Here is a 20448-nt window from a genome sequence, read left to right as displayed (position 1 = left end):
TACACGTTTACACCTAGAGATGAAACTTTGAATCCTGATCATAGGTTTGCCTTAAATGCAAAAAAACCTGTCTACGCATGCTCGTAAACAGGTATCTAATTGTTGCTATCTATTATTTTATCTAGGCTCCACGATCAGTTTAATGGCTGTGCGATCCTCGCCGTCAATGACAATGTCCGTAAACGCCGGAATACAAATCAAGTCTACACCGCTAGGTGCGACGAATCCCCGGGCAATCGCTACCGCTTTAATGGCTTGGTTCAGAGCACCGGCCCCTATAGCCTGAAGTTCAGCAGCGCCACGTTCTCTAAGAACTCCAGCAAGCGCACCGGCAACGGAGTTGGGATTGGATTTTGCTGAAACTTTTAATACTTCCATGGTAAGTACCTCCCTGGGAATAATGGTTGATTCCACTACTTAGAAGATATTCGTTAGAAGTGAAAAAATTCCTGCTTTTTACCATCGCCCCTATTCCGCAGCCGGCATTAAGCTAATTTTGCATTTTCTTATTCCATAATCCACTCGTCCTCAAGCAAGCGAATTTTTTGAATTTTCTTCGCACGTCCCGTGGATTCATCCATGTCCACTACTAAGGCATGAAAATGCCATTTCCCTTCGCACACTTGAAAGCGCACCGGCAGCTGTGTTGTAAACTTTCGCAGCACCGCTTCCCTCTCCATGCCTAATACGCCTTCCCGCGAGCCTACCATGCCCGCATCCGTCAAATAAGCTGTTCCCTGAGGCAATATTGTGTCATCATTGCTTTGCACGTGTGTGTGCGTGCCTACGACAAGGGAAGCTCTCCCGTCGAGATGCCAGCCCATCGCGATTTTCTCTGAAGTGGCCTCGGCATGGAAATCGACGAGAATGCACTTATGCTTTTTGGCCAGTTTCCCGATAATTTCGTCGGCTGCCCTAAACGGATCATCAATAGCTGGAAGAAAAGTGCGTCCCATTAAATTGACAATCGCGAGCTCTTTGCCATTGGCTTTAATGACGGTATAACCTCGTCCCGGCGTTCCTGGCGGAAAGTTGGCCGGACGGATCATTCGCGGCTCATCGTCGATAAACTCAAAAATTTCTTTATTATCCCATGTATGGTTGCCCATCGTAAGACCGTGTATGCCTAGCTCGAAAAACTCTTTGGCTATCGCCGCCGTAATACCTCTTCCTCCGGCTGCGTTTTCTCCGTTCGCAATAATGACATGCGGGCTATATTTGGATTTCAAATGCGGGAGCGTCTCCTTTAACGCTTTGCGGCCCGTGCTTCCAACAATATCTCCGATAAATAAAACCTTAATGGCAGGTTCCTCCTCAAACAATGGTTGTATTCTCATAAGCAATGAGAAAAAGCGGCCCCATAAGGGCCACTTTCTCAGCATTAGCTTTACTTTGCGTATTCAACCGCCCGTGTCTCGCGTATGACGGTAACCTTGATATGCCCTGGATAATCCAGTTCATTCTCAATCGTCTTCGTGATGTCCCTAGCCAGGCGGAATGCTTCTGCATCGTCGATTTTATCGGGCTGTACCATAACGCGAACCTCACGGCCCGCTTGGATGGCATAGGATTTCTCCACGCCTTCGAACGATTCCGAAATCTCTTCAAGCTTCTCGAGGCGCCGGATATATGTTTCCAGCGTTTCGCGACGAGCGCCAGGCCTTGCTGCCGACAAGGCATCAGCTGCACCGACCAGCATGGCGATCACCGATGTGGCCTCGCAGTCACCGTGGTGGGATGCGATACTATTGATAACCACCGGGTGCTCCTTGTATTTCTTAGCCAATTCCACGCCGATCTCGACATGCGATCCTTCCACTTCATGATCAAGCGCTTTACCGATATCATGCAGCAGTCCAGCCCGCTTGGCCAGAACGATGTCTTCGCCTAATTCGCCTGCCATAAGGCCGGCCAAGTAAGCAACCTCCATCGAGTGCTTCAGCACGTTCTGACCGTAGCTTGTCCGGAATTTAAGACGTCCCAAAATTTTGATCAGATCAGGATGAAGCGCATGAACTCCCACTTCGAAGGTTGCTTGCTCACCGTATTCACGAATCCGTTCATCCACTTCACGACGCGATTTCTCGACCATTTCTTCGATTCGCGCCGGGTGAATCCGTCCGTCCGCCACAAGTTTCTCCAATGCAGTACGAGCGATCTCCCGACGAATCGGATCAAAGCCAGACAAGATGACGGCTTCCGGCGTATCGTCAATAATGAGATCGATCCCGGTCAACGTCTCAAGCGCGCGGATGTTGCGTCCTTCGCGGCCAATGATCCGTCCCTTCATCTCTTCGTTAGGCAATGCTACAACAGATACGGTCGTCTCCGCAACATGATCGGCTGCGCAACGTTGAATAGCCAGCGTGATGATTTCACGCGATTTCTTATCGGCTTCCTCTTTCGCCTGCTGTTCAATGTCCTTGATCAGCTGCGCCGTTTCATGGCGAACTTCCTGCTCTACATTGTTTAGGATAATGATTCTGGCGTCCTCCATCGTCAAGTTGGAGATACGTTCCAATTCCTGAACCTGAGTTTTATAAATCTGATCAATCTGCTGCTGAGTTTCTTCAATTCGCTTCTCTTTGCCTGCCACCTGCTCTTCTTTTCGTTCAAGCGATTCTAATTTTTTATCCAGCGACTCTTCCTTTTGCAACAATCGTCTTTCCTGCCGTTGAATTTCGTTCCGACGTTCACGAATGTCTTTATCAGCTTCAGTCCGGATTTTATGGACTTCATCCTTAGCTTCCAGGACTGTTTCTTTCTTCAGTGCTTCTGCATCTTTCTTTGCACTTTCCAAAATTTGGCTTGCAGCGTGTTCCGCACTGGAAATTTTAGCTTCTGCAAGAGATTTCCGAATAAAATATCCGATCACGAACCCAAAGAATAAAGCGGCTGCAACGAGAGCGACCCAGACTCCATCGTGCATCTGTTCACCTCCCCGTTGATTCCTCCAAGGCATTCCTTGGGATACTTGCAGTTGTAGTTAACTTCCTCAATTCATCATCATTTCTAAGAATCGAATACAGGCCGATTCAGGTAGGCCGCTCACTTTAATTCATGAGCTAAAATGTAACCCTTCATGATTGGCGAATAGAATGTGTACAGAGTCATAATTTTGGAAGGAAAAAAGGACTCTGTGCATATAGACATTTTATTATTTGACGAAAGATATTGTCAAGCAAATGACAGCCGCTCCTGCCGCAGGCCTATTCCTCTTCCCATTCCTCCGTATTTTCTTGGCCGTCCTGCTGAGCCAACTCGCGGATGACTTTGGAAACAAGCCCTCCTGAGTAGCCTCTGCGCATAAGAAAAGCGCCCGTCTTTCGCTTTCTGTCCATGAATTCGCCTGTGGTGGATCTCCATTTCTTCGCCCCAAGCTGTAGAGCGCTATTATATTCATCCTCTTCACTGACTTCACCAAGCGCCTCCTCAATCAAAGGCTTGGCAATGCCCTTCTGACGAAGTTCGTGGCGAACCCATAGTTTTCCCTTGCCTCTGCTTCCAACACGCTGCTTGGCCCATTCCTGGGCGTATGCGGCATCATCAATAAGCCGCTCCTGCTTAAGACGGTAAAGAACGTCGCTTACCATCTCTTCGCTCCATCCCTTTTCTCCGAGGCGGAGTGCTATTTCGTAGGCAGTACGCGGCTTTCGGCTCAAATATACAAGCGCGTCCCCGTAGCTTCTCTGCCGTTCATCCGCTGCGATAATTTCTTCCAGATCCGACTTGGCAAAAACCGCGCCTTTGATCATCCGATATTTAATCATCACATCTTCATGAATTTCGACCGAATAGGAACCAAAATGGATCCGGTAACGGAACTTCGGCCGCTTTAGGGCTTCCACCATAGTAATTTCCAGTTCACCCTCATCCGGAAAATCATCAAAGCTTGACTTTACGGCGAGGGATTCCTCTGTAGTATTCCCCCAAAAACGCTCTTCAGAAATATCAACTATTCCCTGCGGTTCCTGTAACCGCCTTCCGCCCTTCCCTGAAGCTGGCTGTATCCCGCGATTGCGGTATTTTCCATTCATCGAGCCGCCCCCCCTGCCGCATTATGCTAATGCTTGCTTGCATATTATATCACGGTGGTCACTTCCAAAATAAAAGCGCTCTGTCCTGGCTTCGCCAGAATACAGAGCGCCTAAATATTGCTAAGTTATTATTCTTCGAAAAGCGCCTGCTCTTCTTTCGCTTCTTCTTCGAGCTCGCTTGCGGAAGCCGAAGGCACGACCGTCGACAACTGGCTGGCTTCGCGAATTTTCAATTCAATGGCATCAGCAATCTGGGTATTCTCCTTCAAAAATTGCTTCGCGTTTTCGCGGCCTTGGCCTAAGCGCTCGCCCGAATATGAATACCAGGCTCCGCTTTTATCGACAATATCAAGCTCTACGCCGATATCGATAATGCTGCCCTCTCTTGAAATGCCCTCGCCATACATAATATCGATCTCCGCCTGCTTAAACGGAGGAGCCACCTTGTTCTTGACGACCTTGACCCGGGTACGGTTACCAACCATGTCATTTCCCATCTTGATCGTCTCTATGCGGCGCACGTCAAGACGAATGGTGGAGTAGAACTTGAGAGCCCGTCCGCCAGGGGTTGTCTCCGGATTTCCGAACATCACGCCGACCTTCTCGCGCAATTGGTTGATAAAGATCGCAATCGTCTTCGACTTGCTGATCGCTCCTGACAGCTTGCGGAGGGCTTGAGACATCAATCGAGCCTGCAAGCCCACATGGGAATCTCCCATTTCGCCTTCAATTTCCGCTTTCGGGACAAGCGCCGCCACGGAGTCGATAACGATAATGTCGACAGCGCCGCTTCTTACGAGCGCCTCTGCAATTTCAAGCGCCTGCTCCCCGGTATCCGGCTGGGAAAGAAGGAGTTCGTCGATATTTACGCCAAGCTTGCTGGCATAAGATGGATCCAGCGCATGCTCCGCATCGATGAATGCGGCTTGTCCGCCGATTTTTTGAACTTCGGCAATGGCATGAAGCGCCACTGTCGTCTTACCTGAGGACTCAGGACCGTATACTTCGATAATCCGGCCACGCGGCAGCCCGCCTGTGCCAAGAGCTATATCTAATGCAATCGAACCGCTGGGAACAATTTCCACCTGCATATGAGTGGATTCGCCCAGCTTCATAATCGAACCTTTACCGAATTGCTTTTCTATTTGACGAAGCGCCATATCCAGCGCTGCACGACGATCTGACAATCAGCTCACATCCTTATCAAATTGATTAAATGTAGGACTTTACATTAATAATTGTACCTTGTTTTGGAACGTTTGCCAAGCATTTTTTCGAACATATATTCGGGTCTTAACCCTCCCAAACCCTCCCTTACCGTAAGGGAGGGCCCCCGCAGGGCTTGCAGCCCTCGGGACTCCCGCAAATTGGACTAACGTAGGAGTTGCAGAGACGCTCCTGCTCGCTGCCCCTGCGGGGATACGCTTTACTTTTGGCGCGTGGATCGCTTTTCCCCCTTCGGGTACGTCTTACTTTGGGTTCGCCCGGGTTACCTGGAAACACTCTGCTCAAGGAGATGCGGTTGAGCACCCGGGCGGGCTTTGCTGGAATGAGCCGCTTGCCACCCTTCGGGTCCGCTCCTGGTTTGGCGCTCCTGCATGTTGGAGATGGGAGCTGGTGTGGGTGCGTTTCCTTCTACTTCGTGCTGAGCGGCGCTCTCCCTTCGGGATTCGCTTATTCTGGAATGATAATAAAGGGATAAGTACCCATTTTTAAAATCAACATCAACCAGCCATGGCCAGGGCAATTCAACAAAAAAAGAACCGCAGCGCAACAAATCAGTTAGGCTACGGTTCTTCCGTAATTCCATTATACCCCGAAGCTTACTCCATTTGCAAATGCAATTGCGAACAGCTATGCACGATTCAGCGGCCAGCAGTTTCCTTAAGCTGTCTCCACAGATGATAGAGTACCGTCTTGGCAGAACGAATCCGGATCGTCTCCCGATTCCCCTTAAGATTCAGCTCAAAAACGGCAGTATCTTGTCCGCGGCGGGAGATGGCAATATATACGAGTCCCACCGGCTTGCGCTCCGAATAGCCCGGACCGGCCACACCGGTAATCGACAGACCAAAATCCGTGTCAACAATCATGCGCACCTGCTCGGCAAGCACCTTTGCAGTTTCGGCGCTGACGGCGCCGGGAGCATTTTCTCCCTCCAGCATGTCATGGGGAACGTTGAGCAGCTTCTCCTTCATCTCATTAGAATAGCATACGATACCGCCGTGGAAGACTGCAGCGCTGCCTGGAATGGAGGTGATGGTCTCCATGAGCAATCCGCCAGTGCAGCTCTCAGCGCAGCTCACGGTCAGATTCAGCTCTGTAAGCATGTCCACGATCGTCTTCTCGATCGGCACATCTTCTGTTGCATATAGATGGTCGCCAAGCCGCGAGCTGATTTCCTTCTCCATCACTTCCAGCTTGGCCATCGCTTCGCTTTCTGAATTCGCCTTTGTAGTAATACGCAGTGTAACCTCGCTCTCCTTCGCGTAAGGCGCTACGGTCGGATCGCTTTGCTTTTCGATTAGATCGAGAACGCGGGTCTCCAATGCCGACTCGCCGATACCGGCAAATTTCAGCATCTTTGAATAAATCGGCTGCTTATGGGTCAGCACATGCTGCAATATCCATGTGGCCGCCTGATTTCGGAACATTGGCATCAATTCTTTCGGAGGACCGGGTAATACGACATAAAACTTCCCGTTATGCGCAATGGCGTTCCCTACGGCCAGTCCTGTCTCATTCGGCAGCGGCGTGGAGCCGTCAATCGCATGCGCCTGGCGCCGATTATTCTCGGTCATCGGAATATTGCGCCCCTGAAAGAACCGGTCGATATTATCCATGGCCATCCTGTCGTAGTGCAGACCTCTGCCTAGCACAGAAGCTAACGCTTCCTTGGTCAAATCGTCCTGTGTAGGGCCGATGCCCCCTGAGAATATAAGCACATCCGCCCTCGATTCGGCGGTTTGAATCGCTTGACGCAGACGGTCCATGTTGTCGCCGACAACCGTTTGGAAATACACGTCGATACCAAGAGACGCTAATTCCTGAGATAAAAATTGCGCATTTGTGTTCACGATTTGCCCAAGCAAAAGCTCGGTACCTACAGCGATGATTTCTGCTCTCATCTCTCTCTCACGTCTCCTTCCACCAGCAAAATAAAGGCATTCCCAGTCTCTTCACTTCAAGCACTAATAATAGTTATGGCTGAATAGCAAATTGTTGTTTCATTTATACAATCCGTCCCCTAATCAGCTTTTAGAGAATGAAAGCAAACTTTTGTTCTTCACAAAATAGTCGATGCCCGAATAAATCGTAATCAGCGTAGCAACCCAAATCGCAATTTCATCAAAGGGAAAACGGATCCACTCAAACGGAAAATTATTCAGGAGAAGAACGGATATCGCAATTACCTGAGCGATGGTCTTCGCTTTCCCCCACTTGCTGGCGGCGATAACCGAACCTTCCAGCAATGCGATTTCCCGCAATCCTGTTACGGCAAACTCGCGGCTGATGATGACGATTGCAATGATGGCCTGGATTTCACCCATCGCAACCAGCGCTACCAGCACTGCGGCCACCAGCAGTTTATCTGCCAGAGGATCAAGCAGCTTGCCGAGATTAGTCACCAAATTATGCTTGCGGGCAATATATCCATCAATTCCGTCCGTACTGGCAGCGACAATAAACAATATCGCCCCAATCAACTGGTTTACCGGCAGCGTATAACCGCCAAGCGACAGTTCATAAGACCACCACTCGAAGTCAACCAGCAAGAAGACCAGCATGACCGGGATCATAAAAATTCGGGCAATGGTTATGCGATTGGGTAAGTTCAAAGGACACCCTCCCCGGACATGTCGTATTCATAAGCATGCGTAATTCGTACCTTGGCGATTTCTCCAATGCCAACAGGACAATTCGTAACGTATACTTCCCCGTCGATTTCCGGCGCATCATACTGTGAACGCCCGATATAGACGTCACTGCGGCCGTCATACCGTTCAACCAGCACATCCAGAACCTGTCCGACGAATTTGCCGGCATTTTGGTTAGAAACCTCGCGCTGAATCTCCATCAGCGTGTTGGCGCGCCACTCTTTAACCTCTTCCTCCACTTGATCCGGCAGCCTTGAGGCAGGAGTATCCTCCTCTTTGGAATAAGTAAATACGCCCAGCCGGTCAAATTTGATTTCCCGTACAAAATCGCATAATCTTTCAAAATCCTCCTCCGTTTCGCCCGGAAACCCAACGATCAGGGAAGTGCGCAGCGAAACATTCTGAATACGGGAACGAATTTTTGCGACCAGCTCGCGGATGTCGCGATTGCGTCCCGGACGGCGCATCCGTTTGAGGACCGCATCCTCGCTATGCTGCAGCGGCATATCGATGTATTTGCAAATTTTAGGATTCGTCGCAATCATTTCGATTAGCTCGTCGGTAAAGAAGCCTGGATAAGCATAATGAAGCCGTACCCACTCAATGCCTTCAACCTCCGTAACCCTATTCATCAGCTCGGCCAGCTTATATTCCCCATAGAGGTCGGTTCCGTAATTGGTGGAATCCTGGGCGATCAAGCTAATCTCCTTCACCCCTTGCGAAGCCATTAGCTCAACCTCGGCGATAATCGATTCGATCGAACGGCTGCGGAAGTTCCCCCGCATGATTGGAATGCTGCAGAACGTGCAGTTGTTATCGCAGCCCTCGGCAATTTTTACGTATGTAGTATACTTGGCCGTTGATACTTTGCGAGGGAGTACCTCTTCATAATTAAACACCGGATTCCCGACTTGAACCGGTTTTTTGCCCTTGAGCGCTTCATCAACAATCTGATTGATATTATAAAAATCCCCGGTTCCGACGATACCATCGATCTCCGGCATTTCCTCCATTAAGGCCTGCTTATAGCGCTGTGTCAAGCAGCCGGACACGATAAGCGCCTTCAGCTTCCCCGTCTCCTTCAAATCCGCCAAATCCAGAATCGTATTCACGGATTCCTCCTTGGCAGCGTCAATAAACCCGCACGTATTTACGATAATGACCGTGGCCTCTTCCCGGTCCTCTACGAGGCGGTAGCCCCGTTGATCAATCAGGCCTGACATAATTTCCGAATCAACCAAATTTTTCTCACAACCGAGCGTTACGATTTTCACTTTTTCAGTCATATGCAGTATCCCCCATTGAAATTAACCGATATACCCATTTTTCCCTACAAGTATAAGCTTTACGAACATACGATGTCAAAAACGTGTAAAGGTCTCTCACCGCGCGAGCCCGCGCAGCAAAAGACCGACATTTTGGTTACTATTTGAAGTTGGTAAATTGCAAATCCACCGAAAGATCGCCCTTGCGAAGCATTTGCATCACCTGCTGCAAATCATCTTTGCTTTTGCCGGTAACACGGATTTGGTCGCCTTGGATTTGACTCTTCACCTTCAGTTTGGAGTCGCGGATCATGACATTGATTTTCTTCGCGTTCTCCGAATCGATACCCTGCTTCAGCTTTATGCGCTGACGAACCGTTCCAAGCGAAGCCGGCTCCACCTTGCCGTAATCCAGGTTTTTGATCGGCAATCCTCTCTTGATCATTTTTGACTGCAAAATATCGATGACAGCTCCAAGCTTGTACTCGTCGTCTGACACGATTACCAGTTCATCCTTCTCGACTTTAAGCTCGCTTTTGCTCCCTTTGAAGTCGAAACGGTTTGCAATTTCCCGCTCCGTCTGATCGATCGCATTCGTAAGTTCCTGCATGTCCATTTTGGAGACGATATCAAATGAACTTTCAGAAGCCATAACTCTCCGTCCTTTCCCAATTTGTTTATATCTATTAATTATATGTAATCCCATGGGCAAAGTCCAACCTTGCAAATAGCTGTATCAGCTGCTGGCTGCTCACATTTCCTTATGTGTTTTCGCACCAGAACGCTCCTCGAACATTAAAGCCCGAAGAACGCTTGGGAATATATTTGTCCTCTTGGCTCACTTGGATTTCACCCGGCGATGAGGATCACTGAACATATCCAAAATGCCGAGCAGCATATGGGCGGTTCCAAAGCCAAATAAACCGTAACCCCATGCGCTCGGCATCAGATAATAGCCAAAAAGCGAAACGATAATGCCTAATCCCAGCACGATCCAGCCAGCCATGCCAATGCACCTCACATGAAAATAGCTTGCAAATGCACGCTGGAAAAGCAGGCATAGAAGACTATTCTGCCCGATGCATGGTGCGGTTATTCCGTGTCTGTATCTGTGCTGTCTAGGCCGGCCCCCGCTCCGTCACCGGTCGTGTCCATGTTGAGCTGGATCTTGGAAGTATTTTTGCCGTCCTCCACAACCTGGCCTGCAACGGTTATTTTCGTGTACGAAGAAGCTCCCGATTTGATATACATCCCCTCAGGGCCTAACTCATAAGTGAGCACATCCCCATCCGACGTATTGTCAAAATACAGCTTCTCGCCATCTCTGCCGCCTTTGTACACCTCGACCCAGCTCTTGCCGGTTGCATTGATCACGACCTGCACCGGCCGCCCGCCAGGATTAATGACTTTGAAATTCGTCGTGCTTCCGCTTTTGCCGTCCGGCTGAACCACAACGTCTCCACTCGAATCTGTACCCGCGCCGCTATTCAAACCGCTACCGTTCTCTGCACCGTCCGGCGTGCCAGTATCCGTCTGGTTTCCGTCCGTACCGGCAGGGGCATTACCGCCGTCCGGCTGGTTAGCATCATTAGCTCCCTGCGAATCCCCGTTAGAAGCTCCGTTCTGGCCTTTGTCGCCTTGCTTCGAGGGATTCTCCGATTGGGTCAATTTCGTCGGATCGGTTTCATTGTTCCTGTCCGTAGCCGGATTCTTGCCCCAGACTGCAAAATACATATAAATGACGATCAAAATCAGAATAGCAAAAGACCACATCAGCGCCGTAGACATCCATTTCGAATTGCGCTCGGACGTTTGTCTGCTGCGGCGCTTCTGCAGCACGGGTTCCATCGTCTGCTCCACCTGAGGAGCAGGCACGTCCTGATGATGCTCGTTCAGCAGTTCATCCGCATTTACTCCAACCGTTTCAGCGTATGTCTTTATAAAGGCCCGCACATAAAAACTCCCTGGCAACACCTTATAATCTCCCGCTTCGATGGCTTCTAAGTATCTTTTGCGAATTTTTGTCATATCCTGCACATCATCCAGTGACAAGCCTCTGGCAAGGCGGGCTTCCTTCAATTGCTGGCCCAAATTCGACACGTCCATCACCTCCTGCAAATAATTGAAATAGAATTATATTTTAAATTTAAAAATACAATTTGAAATGAAAGCAGCCTTCCGATTAAATAACGTATTTCCCGGTACAATTGTTACGCTTCACGGCCGGTCATTATTCATGTGTACTATTTCACCAAAAAAAGACGACCAGTAACGCCATCTTTTATCGTCGTACTCAAAAAGACCTACAAATATATGTACTTCATTGTCAAAATCCCTTCATAGAACACTAATTCGACAATATAGGCCATTATTCCTGCATTCATTGACAGAAAAGTGAAAAGTTTGCAGAATGAAAGCGAACAAGAACAATACGTGTTTTATGATATATAAAATATTTTCGAAAGGCAAGCGCCTGTATAAAATGGTAGAAAAGCTCCCCATAACAGGGAGCTTTGCCTTTCGCAAACTATGCGTTTTCCTTAGCCAATTTCACCATCAGCCGGGCAATGGTCTTGCGCTCTTCTTCATTTCCGACATCCCACAGCTCTTTCAGGGCCCGGTTAGAAGCGTTTTGCGGATCGACCTTTTCATCCAGGAAGCTGCCGATCTCGTAGGCAAGGTGAGAGATCGTTTCCTCGCTGAGGCCCGATCTTTCCGCATGTTTGACGCGTTCACCCAAAAATTGTTTCCAGGTATCGAAATTTTTGAGTACTGTTGACATGTTTAAAACCTCCTTCGGTTGAACGTGAGATTTAAAATCAACAGTCGTAATATGCGATTTATTCGGCTTATTTATACGTGGAATCAGGCGAAACAGCTGCGCCATTCCTTGCCTTAACAGTAGAATTTAGCTTGAAGCCCGGCATCAGGTCAGCCAGCCGCCATTGGGGCTAATGATCTGTCCCGTAATATAGCCGGATTCAGGCAGCGCAAGGAAATACACCAGCGAAGCGATTTCCTCGGGCGAAGCCAGTCTTCCTGCAGGAATCTCCTCTTCCAGCATACGGATCTCCTCTGCAGCGAACCGTTCCATCATGTCCGTTTTAACGGCTCCTGGAGCTACTGCATTGACCGTAACGCCGGAAGGTGCCAGCTCTTTAGCAAGAGCCTTCGTAAAGGCGTTTACGCCTCCCTTCGCCGCCGAATATACGGCTTCGCAAGCTCCCCCGGAAATTCCCCAGACAGAGGAAACGTTGATAATGCGGCCAAACCGTTGGTTAATCATGTAGGGCATAAATGCCTGACTGCACAGAAACACGCTTTTCAAATTGATGTTCATCACTTCATCCCACTGCTCTTCCGATACATCCGACAGCAGAGCGTAGTGGGAAATCCCCGCATTGTTCACCAGAATATCCGGCTTAAGGCCCCGGCTCTCCAGCTTCTCCTTCATCCGGTAAATCTCTTCCCGGCTTCCAAGATCCGCATAAACGGTACATACATTTGCACCGACTTGCAGGCATTTTCTGGCCACTTCATTAGCGGCTTCATGTGATTTCCTATAATGAATGACAATATTCATTCCGACCGCGGCAAAACGAAGGGCGATCTGGGCACCAATGCCACGGCTCGCCCCCGTAATCAGCACCGTCATTTCCCCAATGCTTTTATCTGTCCCATGATAGCTGTTCATGTCTTACGGACTAACGACAAGCGATACGGCCAGCTGGTTCCAGTCCATATGCTCGCGCAGCCGGTTATTCACCTCTTCCAAGGTCAAGGATTCATATATCGGCAATACGGAGAACAGATCTCCGCCCCGGAAGCGGTATCGTGTAAACTCGTGGGCGATATTTTCGGGGGAGTTCAGCATCCGCAAATAACCGCCGATTTTTTTCTTGCGTGCGCGCTCAAAATCGTCACTCTGGAACCCCGAGGCGAGTATCAACTTCGTCTCCTCCGTAAAGATCTCCAGCAGACGGTCCGGGTCCTTGGTGTCTCCGCCAATCGCGGAGAAAGCATAATTCGGGTTGCTGTTGAATTCGTGGCCAAAGCTATCCGAAATCAGATCCATGTCATACAGCTTCTGATACAGCTTCGTGCTGGAGCCGATTAGCAGATCCAAGGCCAGCTTAAGCGCAAGATCCCGGCGAAGCAGAGCCTCGCCCGTAATTCCAATATTCGTCTCTTTAAACCCAAAAAGGCATTTCGGTAGTGAAACCGGAAGTTTGATCACCTTGCGCTTCTCGTGAACTTCGTTCGGTTCTGGATCGAACAACCGTTGAATTTCTCCTTGCGGCGAATAGCTCTTCTTAGCCTGGTTGCTCCGTACCAGCGAGAATACTTCCTCCGGATCGACACCGCCCACTACGAATAGAAGCATATTGCTTGGATGGTAAAAAGCGTCATAGCACTTATAAAGCGTCTCTTTGGTAATCGTGCCAATGGATTCCACCGTCCCGGCGATATCGATGTGAACGGGATGTACGGCGTACATAGCCTCGATCAAGCCGAAATATACGCGCCAATCCGGATTATCCTGGTACATGCCGATTTCCTGGCCGATGATGCCCTTCTCCTTTTCCACGTTCTGGTCTGTGAAATAAGGATTTTGCACAAAATTGACGAGCGTCTCAATATTCTCCATGACATTCTCGGTCGCGGAGAACAAATATACGGTCTGTTCAAAGCTGGTAAAAGCGTTCGCAGAGGCGCCTAAAGAAGCGAATTTGGCAAAAATATCGCCTTCCGGCTCCTCGAACATCTTATGCTCCAGGAAATGGGCGATTCCGTCGGGCACCTTCGTCTCGACTTCTCCTTCCACCCGGAAATGATTATCAATCGAGCCATACTTGGTAGAGAAGGTGGCATACGTTTTCTGGAATCCCGGCTTCGGAAGCACATACACCTGCAAACCATTGTCCATCGTCTCCCGGTACACCGTCTCTTTTAGTCGTTCATGCGTGATGAATTCCATCCGCTACACCTCCTTCTTCCCTGTCAAAAAGTAAATCGTGTCGAGCTTGACCGAATTCGCTACGCTAACGACATCCTCGGGCGTAATCGCTTCGATCTGCCGGAGGAGCTCCTCCGCCGGCCGCTCCCGGCCGGACAACACCCGGTTGAAATCATATGCAATCAAATCAAATGCGGAATCCTGCATTTCCAGCAGGCTATTGCGAATCATCGCCTTCGTCTGCGACATTTCAAGCTCGCTGATCTGCCCTTCGCGCAGGCTTGCCAGCTGTGCTTTAATAATTTCTAGCGCTTTATTGTAATTCGCGATTTCGATTCCGGATTGAATCGAGACGATTCCTTTATGGCCATCGAATCTTGATGCCGCGTAATAAGCCAAGCTTTCCTTCTCGCGGACATTAATGAACAGCTTGGAATGCGGATAGCTGCCTAAAATTCCGTTATACACCAAAGCTGCGGCATAGCGGTCGTCGCCATAAGTAACCGGGATGCTCAGACCCATATTGAGCTTGCCTTGATTCACGTCAAGCACTTCTTCGACGACGCGAACATCGTCGCTGGTCAAATGGCTCTGTGCGGGAACGTATTCCGGAATGGCCGAGCGTCCCCAGTTGAAATGCTGCTCTACAAGCTCCTGCACCTCGGCAAGGGTCGTATCGCCAACAACGTAAAAATCAAGGTTCGCCTGCTGCAACCATTGCTGAAATGCCGCATACAGCGACTTTGCTGTGATTTGGTCCAAGTCTTTACGCTGACCGAGCGGATGCAGGCGATAAGGATCGTTCTGGAACATTTCCTCCATACAGCGCTCCGCGGCATAACGTATTTTATCGTTAATGATCGCCTCCAGCTTCTTGCGAACCGTCTCCCGCTCCGAGCTCACATAGGATTCCCGGAATGCGCCGTTCTCCGTAATAGGTTTCGTTACAGCCTCCCCAAGGAAAGAGAAGGTTTTGCGCAGCAAGGAGTCGTCGCTGGATACAAATTCATCATTAATGGTATCCATGCGGAACTGAACGATTTGATAATTCCCCCGCTTGTATACATCGAAGCCAAATCCGGCGCCATACAAATGCTCAAGCTGCTCGCGAAATTGAATGGTTTCCGGGTACGATACCGTGCCCCGCCGCAGCACGAACGGAGTCAACGCTGTAGTCGTTACTGTATCCTCATGCAGAGGAATTCCCGCATAGAGCGATACCGCAAATGTTTTGAATCTGGTCGTCGGCAGAACGTGAATTCTAATGTTGCCGGCTTTACCCCGCTCAAATACAGTTTTATTCAAAATGAAAACTCCTTTACAAGAGACTGTCTTGTCACATTTTACCTCAATAATTTTAGTTCCATTCTATACTATGGCAAAGTAAAGAAGCAACCCGATCCCATGAACGGCTGCTTCCTGCCAAAACGTTATTTACATACAGAAAATATGCTTACCGATCGTTTTAACCTGAGGACGGCTCCAGATCCATTTCGAGGTTGCTGTCTCCGGGTTGAAGTAATACAGGCAGCCGCCGGTCGGATCCCAGCCGTTCAATGCCTGCTGTACCGCTTTCTTTGCACTCTCGTTCGGTTCAAGCCAGATTTGGCCATCAGCGACCGCAGTAAAGGCGAGCGGCTCGAAAATGACGCCCGATACCGTATTGGGGAAGCTCGGCGACTTCACGCGGTTAAGAATTACTGCTGCCACGGCGACTTGTCCCTCAAAAGGTTCCCCGCGGGCTTCGCCGTATACGGCATTAGCCATGATTTTCAGGTCATTGGCCGACAGTCCCATCGCGTTACCGGAGGATAAATCTGCCGACGTGTTCCCTTCAGCCTGCTCGGACGCACTCTCTGCCCCTTTATTTGCTTCGGTCTCGCCAGTCGCATACTCCATGCCCGGCTTCCATTCCTTCGTGGCATTGTAAAGCTTCAGCTTCGTTTTCGGCCCGGCCAGACCGTCAACCGGCATGCCAAACTCCGACTGGAACCATTTGAGGGATTCCAGTGTCTTAGGACCGAAATAACTATCGAGCTTGCCATGATAAAATCCTAGAAAACCCAGCCGGCCTTGAAGCTCATAGACATCTGTTCCAAAGGCGCCATACTGGATCACCTGTTCGCTGAATACAGGAAGGGAAGATTTCGGCTCCTCGCTTCTTTCCGCCATAGCGGGCGTACTATGCCAAAGCCGATAAGCTCCGAACAATGCCCCGCACAAAAGCAGCACTAAACCGGTAGCAAACCATATTCTCGATTTTTTCATACGTTTAGCTCTACCTTTCTTTTGTGGATTAACATAGATGGATGACATTATTATGACTACTGCCGCCCTTTCCTATGCACTCCAAAAAAGAATCCTTTCTCGCAGAGCAAAATTAAAACGGCAGACCCTTGTACTTCAAGGATCTGCCGCCATATATCAGCTGTAGGAGCTATTACGAAGATACTTTCCCGAGCTTGAACTGCTCCAAAGAGATCAGTACTTCCCTAGGTTTACTTCCTTCATACGGACCGACGATGCCGCGCGCTTCCATTGAATCAATCAATCTCGCCGCACGGGTATAACCGATGCGCATCCGTCTTTGCAGCAGCGAAACCGAGGCCTGCTTCGCTTCGAGGATGATCTGTACGGCCTGATCGAACAGTTCATCCACGACCTCCTCCATTTCCTGCATTTCTTCATCCACCTCGGGGACGAGGCTGTCGTCATATTCAGCCTGCCCTTGATCGCGGACGTAACCTACAATCGCTTCGACCTCCTGATCGCTCATGAAGGCGCCCTGCACGCGGATCGGTTTCGAGGCTCCCATCGGCATAAACAGCATATCGCCTCTGCCGAGCAGTTTCTCCGCCCCTGCCATATCCAGAATGGTTCGGGAATCTACCTGGGAGGATACACCAAACGCGATTCGGGATGGAATATTGGCTTTGATTACGCCGGTGATTACATCCACCGACGGACGCTGCGTGGCGATAATCAGGTGGATGCCGGCAGCCCGGGCCATTTGCGCCAGGCGGGCGATTGCATCCTCTACATCGTTCGCCGCGACCATCATCAAATCGGCAAGCTCATCGACGATCACGACAATGTACGGGAGAATGGCCTCCGGATTGTCCTTCATCATCAGATTGTAGCCTTCTACATTGCGGGCGCCCGATTTGGAGAACAGCTCATAGCGTTTTTCCATTTCCACTACGATCTTTTTCAGGGCCAGTGAAGCCCGCTTCGGATCGGTGACGACCGGGGCTAGCAAATGAGGAATCCCGTTGTAGACATTTAGCTCAACCATTTTGGGATCGACCATCATGAACTTTACTTCATCCGGCTTTGCTTTGTATAGAATACTGGTAATGATACCGTTGATACATACCGATTTCCCAGAACCTGTTGCCCCGGCAACGAGCAAGTGTGGCATTTTAGCCAGGTTCCCTACAATCGTCTGTCCCGAGATATCCCGCCCAAAGGCGATGGACAATTTTGATTCAGCATCTTGGAAAACCGGGGTTTCCATCACTTCCCGCATCGTAACGAGAGATACCTCGTTGTTCGGCACCTCGATGCCGATCGCCGATTTGCCGGGAATCGGCGCCTCCATGCGGATATCCTTCGCTGCAAGCGCCAAGGCGATATCGTCCGTCAGATTGACGATCCGGCTCACCTTGACCCCGATGTCCGGTTGAATTTCATACCGGGTAACGGCAGGTCCGCGAACAACCTCCAGCACGCGCGCCCTTACCCCGAAGCTCTCCAGTGTCGCCTCCAGTTTTCGAGCGGTTTGCTTGTAATCCGCCTGATCACCGGACTTGCCGCTGCCTGCCGGCTTGGACAGCAGACGGAACGGCGGCAATTTATACGGCTTGGGAGCCGGCTTCGGCGGGGGTGCCGGTTCTTCGGGCTTGTCCCCTTCTTCTTGAATACCCTCTTCAGAGGTTTCAGCACTTTCCCCTTCCGAAATCTCTTGGGAGATTGCATTCATTTCCACGGCGTCCGCCTCAGCTGTGTTCAGCTCCGGCGGGCTGTAATCCTCTATGGAAGCCAAGGCATCCGGCCATACTTCCGATTCGCCAGACTGCTGCTCCTCCGCTTCAGATTCACTTTCGCCGGAGCGTCCTTCATGCTGTATATTGTCGAAGAAATCGCGAATAATGGGACCGACATCTGCCTGGTCGTTCCGCTGCAGAATCGGTTCACCGGTGTAAGGATCGAATCTCGCTCCTTCAGGGACGGAAGTATTGCTGCCTGCATAATCGAGTTCATTCCAATTCACTCCGGAAGTATGTAACGGCTCGTCCTCCGCGAATCGCCCCCCCAACTCCTCGCTGAAATCCCCAGAGCTGCCTGTCTGCTTCGGACGGGGCTTAAAGTTAAACAGCTGAAAAAATACCGGCTTGTTCTGCGGCTTAGGGGACGCAGGAAACTCCTCCTCCTCTTCCTCCGTTTCATCCTCATACCGGGTTTCCCGATCCGGAGATGCAGATGGCCGCTTCTCTCTTTTGACGGGAACAGGACGCAGCATTCTCAGCTTCCGGCCGAAATCGGCTCCCACTCCGCTTACATTTTTACGAATCAACCGAAATAAATCGACATAAGACAGACCAGTAATCAGCATGAAACTGATCGCCATCATCACGATCATGATCAGCTTCGCTCCGGCAATGCCGAACAGAGAATAGAGCAGGGCAAATTCAAGCCCGCCGACATAGCCCCCGCTGATATCGAGACCGAGCAGGCTGAACCCGGTATCCTCAAGCGTTGGGCCGAACAAGGCGGTTTGAAGATCATGATGAATTTGCGACATAATATTTCCCGCCGATAATGACACCGATGGAGCAAGCTTCTTCTCCATGGAAAAAATCGTGCTCATCAAAACCAGCGACAGCACGGCGAGTAGCGCTCCACTGCGGCGAGTATTCCAGCGGGACGGCCATTTGCGGCTTATCATCACGCTGAGCCCAATGAAAATCCCGATCAAAGGAATTACGAAATAGAACTTGCCGAGGACAAGTGCGGACATCTTCGATAATGTCCGGCCAACTGCGGCCTCCCCGGACAAGGCGATAATCGATAGCGTAATCAGGATGATCCCATATATTTCATACTTGAGCATACTGCCCAGTGCTGCCTTTTTTTTCTTCTTTTTTCGCGCCAAACGAAGATCACCCCCTAGATGAATATTATACCATAATCACTGGGGGCAACCTATAGACTCTTTATGATTTGCGCAAAATTGGGATAAACGTAACCTGCTGCCCAGGCGTATAGGCCGGATTTAGATAATCGTCCAGAGAGCAGCGCAGCAGCCGGATAATCGTTGCCCGATTGTCCTGCTCCATCCTGACCTGCATCAACACGCCGCCGAGCTCAATTTCCGTATAGCTGTCTTTCGTTTCCTGGTCGTCCCAGTTCCAATAAACGTCTTGCGGCAAAATCGTATAATGAGTCATTGTGTAAGTCCTCCTCCCGCACGCCGCGATTCGATCAGTTCATTCAGCTTGGCAAGTCCTTGGCCGATTCCGCCGATTCCATCAATCAGCCCGTTCCTCACCGCATCGTTCCCTCCTACAGCCGTGCCGATATCACGGTTCAGCTCTCCGGTCTTGAACATGAGCTCCTTGAACGTATTCTCGGAGATTTGCGAGTGGGCCGTCACAAATCGCACGACGCGCTCTTGCATTTTCTCGATATACTCGAACGTTTGCGGCACACCGATCACAAGCCCTGTCATGCGGATGGGGTGAATCGTCATCGTCGCACTCTCGGCGATATACGAATAATCGGAAGCGACGGCAATCGGCACACCGATGCTGTGTCCGCCGCCGATCACCACCGTGACGGTCGGCTTGGACAGCGAAGATATCATTTCCGCAATCGCCAATCCGGCTTCGACATCACCGCCTACTGTATTCAGAATAATTAAAATCCCTTCAATGCGAGGGTTCTGCTCGGCTGCTACCAATTGAGGAATCAAATGCTCATATTTGGTCGTTTTATTCTGCGGAGGCAGCACAAGATGCCCTTCGATTTGTCCTATGATCGTCAAGCAATACACGTTGGATTCCCCGGGCGCAGGCACTGCGGTCTGACCTAGCTGCTGGATCGTTTCGGTGACCGCGGCTGCCGTCTTTTCCCCTCCTGGAACTTCAGGTGCAGGCTCCGCTGCGTCGTTCGCCGTATAGCTTGACTTGTGATGTTGCTCATTCATCCTCGACACTTCCTTTCGGCGCTGGCCAGTAATTATTCATCGTGTCGTTAGTATGCCTAGGCCAGCAGCCTTCATACAGGACCGGCAACAAAAAAGAAAGCCC

The 20448-nt window shown here is 50.2% G+C and carries 19 protein-coding genes; all 19 read right to left on the bottom strand.

From position 1 onward, the window contains the following. Positions 1–117 precede the first annotated feature (117 nt). Positions 118–378, bottom strand: coding sequence for a stage V sporulation protein S (locus tag QNH46_RS11210; RefSeq protein WP_006286829.1), 261 nt, complete (start codon positions 376–378; stop codon positions 118–120). 128 nt (positions 379–506) lie between these two features. Then, entirely contained in the window at positions 507–1301 is a 795-nt protein-coding gene (locus QNH46_RS11205; protein ID WP_213589393.1) for a TIGR00282 family metallophosphoesterase, read from the bottom strand. 86 nt (positions 1302–1387) lie between these two features. Next, a complete protein-coding gene (gene rny / locus QNH46_RS11200) occupies positions 1388–2929 on the bottom strand; it encodes a ribonuclease Y (RefSeq protein ID WP_283928144.1) in 1542 nt (513 codons plus the stop codon). 280 nt (positions 2930–3209) lie between these two features. After that, positions 3210–4037: a regulatory protein RecX gene (locus QNH46_RS11195; protein ID WP_283928143.1), complete on the bottom strand. Its 828-nt coding sequence runs from the start codon at positions 4035–4037 to the stop codon at positions 3210–3212. A gap of 128 nt (positions 4038–4165) precedes the next feature. Beyond that, positions 4166–5224 (bottom strand): recombinase RecA, encoded by a 1059-nt coding sequence (gene recA / locus QNH46_RS11190; protein WP_283928142.1) that lies wholly within the window; start codon positions 5222–5224, stop codon positions 4166–4168. Positions 5225–5902: 678 nt separating this feature from the next. Continuing rightward, positions 5903–7165 carry a competence/damage-inducible protein A gene (locus tag QNH46_RS11185; RefSeq protein ID WP_283928141.1) on the bottom strand — a complete coding sequence of 421 codons (1263 nt, stop codon included), beginning with the start codon at positions 7163–7165 and terminating at the stop codon, positions 5903–5905. A gap of 123 nt (positions 7166–7288) precedes the next feature. Further along, a complete protein-coding gene (pgsA, locus tag QNH46_RS11180; protein ID WP_155611031.1) occupies positions 7289–7876 on the bottom strand; it encodes a CDP-diacylglycerol--glycerol-3-phosphate 3-phosphatidyltransferase in 588 nt (195 codons plus the stop codon). Further along, positions 7873–9201 (bottom strand): 30S ribosomal protein S12 methylthiotransferase RimO, encoded by a 1329-nt coding sequence (gene rimO / locus QNH46_RS11175; RefSeq protein WP_283928140.1) that lies wholly within the window; start codon positions 9199–9201, stop codon positions 7873–7875. The genes pgsA and rimO overlap by 4 nt, the downstream gene beginning before the upstream one ends. A 139-nt stretch (positions 9202–9340) precedes the next feature. Beyond that, on the bottom strand, positions 9341–9832 hold the full coding sequence (locus QNH46_RS11170) for a YajQ family cyclic di-GMP-binding protein (RefSeq protein ID WP_213588567.1): 492 nt from the start codon (positions 9830–9832) through the stop codon (positions 9341–9343). 186 nt (positions 9833–10018) lie between these two features. Next, complete coding sequence (locus QNH46_RS11165) at positions 10019–10186, bottom strand: hypothetical protein (protein WP_283928139.1); 168 nt, start codon at positions 10184–10186, stop codon at positions 10019–10021. Between the two features lie 86 nt (positions 10187–10272). After that, a complete protein-coding gene (locus QNH46_RS11160; protein ID WP_430691909.1) occupies positions 10273–11280 on the bottom strand; it encodes a RodZ domain-containing protein in 1008 nt (335 codons plus the stop codon). Between the two features lie 427 nt (positions 11281–11707). Next, on the bottom strand, positions 11708–11962 hold the full coding sequence (locus QNH46_RS11155; protein ID WP_155611027.1) for a DUF3243 domain-containing protein: 255 nt from the start codon (positions 11960–11962) through the stop codon (positions 11708–11710). A 144-nt stretch (positions 11963–12106) separates the two neighbouring features. Then, entirely contained in the window at positions 12107–12874 is a 768-nt protein-coding gene (gene ymfI, locus QNH46_RS11150; RefSeq protein ID WP_283928137.1) for an elongation factor P 5-aminopentanone reductase, read from the bottom strand. 3 nt (positions 12875–12877) lie between these two features. After that, complete coding sequence (gene yfmH / locus QNH46_RS11145) at positions 12878–14158, bottom strand: EF-P 5-aminopentanol modification-associated protein YfmH (protein ID WP_283928136.1); 1281 nt, start codon at positions 14156–14158, stop codon at positions 12878–12880. A 3-nt stretch (positions 14159–14161) separates the two neighbouring features. Next, positions 14162–15442: an EF-P 5-aminopentanol modification-associated protein YfmF gene (gene yfmF, locus QNH46_RS11140; protein WP_283928135.1), complete on the bottom strand. Its 1281-nt coding sequence runs from the start codon at positions 15440–15442 to the stop codon at positions 14162–14164. A 129-nt stretch (positions 15443–15571) separates the two neighbouring features. Continuing rightward, positions 15572–16405, bottom strand: a complete 834-nt coding sequence (sleB, locus tag QNH46_RS11135; protein ID WP_283928134.1) for a spore cortex-lytic enzyme — start codon at positions 16403–16405, stop codon at positions 15572–15574. Between the two features lie 172 nt (positions 16406–16577). Next, the gene (locus QNH46_RS11130; protein WP_283928133.1) at positions 16578–19292 is read right to left on the bottom strand and encodes an FtsK/SpoIIIE family DNA translocase; all 2715 of its coding nucleotides are present in this window, start codon (positions 19290–19292) and stop codon (positions 16578–16580) included. Positions 19293–19353: 61 nt separating this feature from the next. Next, the gene (locus QNH46_RS11125; RefSeq protein ID WP_283928132.1) at positions 19354–19587 is read right to left on the bottom strand and encodes a YlzJ-like family protein; all 234 of its coding nucleotides are present in this window, start codon (positions 19585–19587) and stop codon (positions 19354–19356) included. Further along, positions 19584–20345, bottom strand: a complete 762-nt coding sequence (locus tag QNH46_RS11120) for a ClpP family protease (RefSeq protein WP_283928131.1) — start codon at positions 20343–20345, stop codon at positions 19584–19586. The genes QNH46_RS11125 and QNH46_RS11120 overlap by 4 nt, the downstream gene beginning before the upstream one ends. Positions 20346–20448 lie beyond the last annotated feature (103 nt).

The sequence above is a fragment of the Paenibacillus woosongensis genome (assembly GCF_030122845.1).
Classification (GTDB): domain Bacteria; phylum Bacillota; class Bacilli; order Paenibacillales; family Paenibacillaceae; genus Fontibacillus; species Fontibacillus woosongensis_A.
Note: the sequence above shows the minus strand (reverse complement) of the source record. Positions and strands in the feature narration are given on the sequence as shown.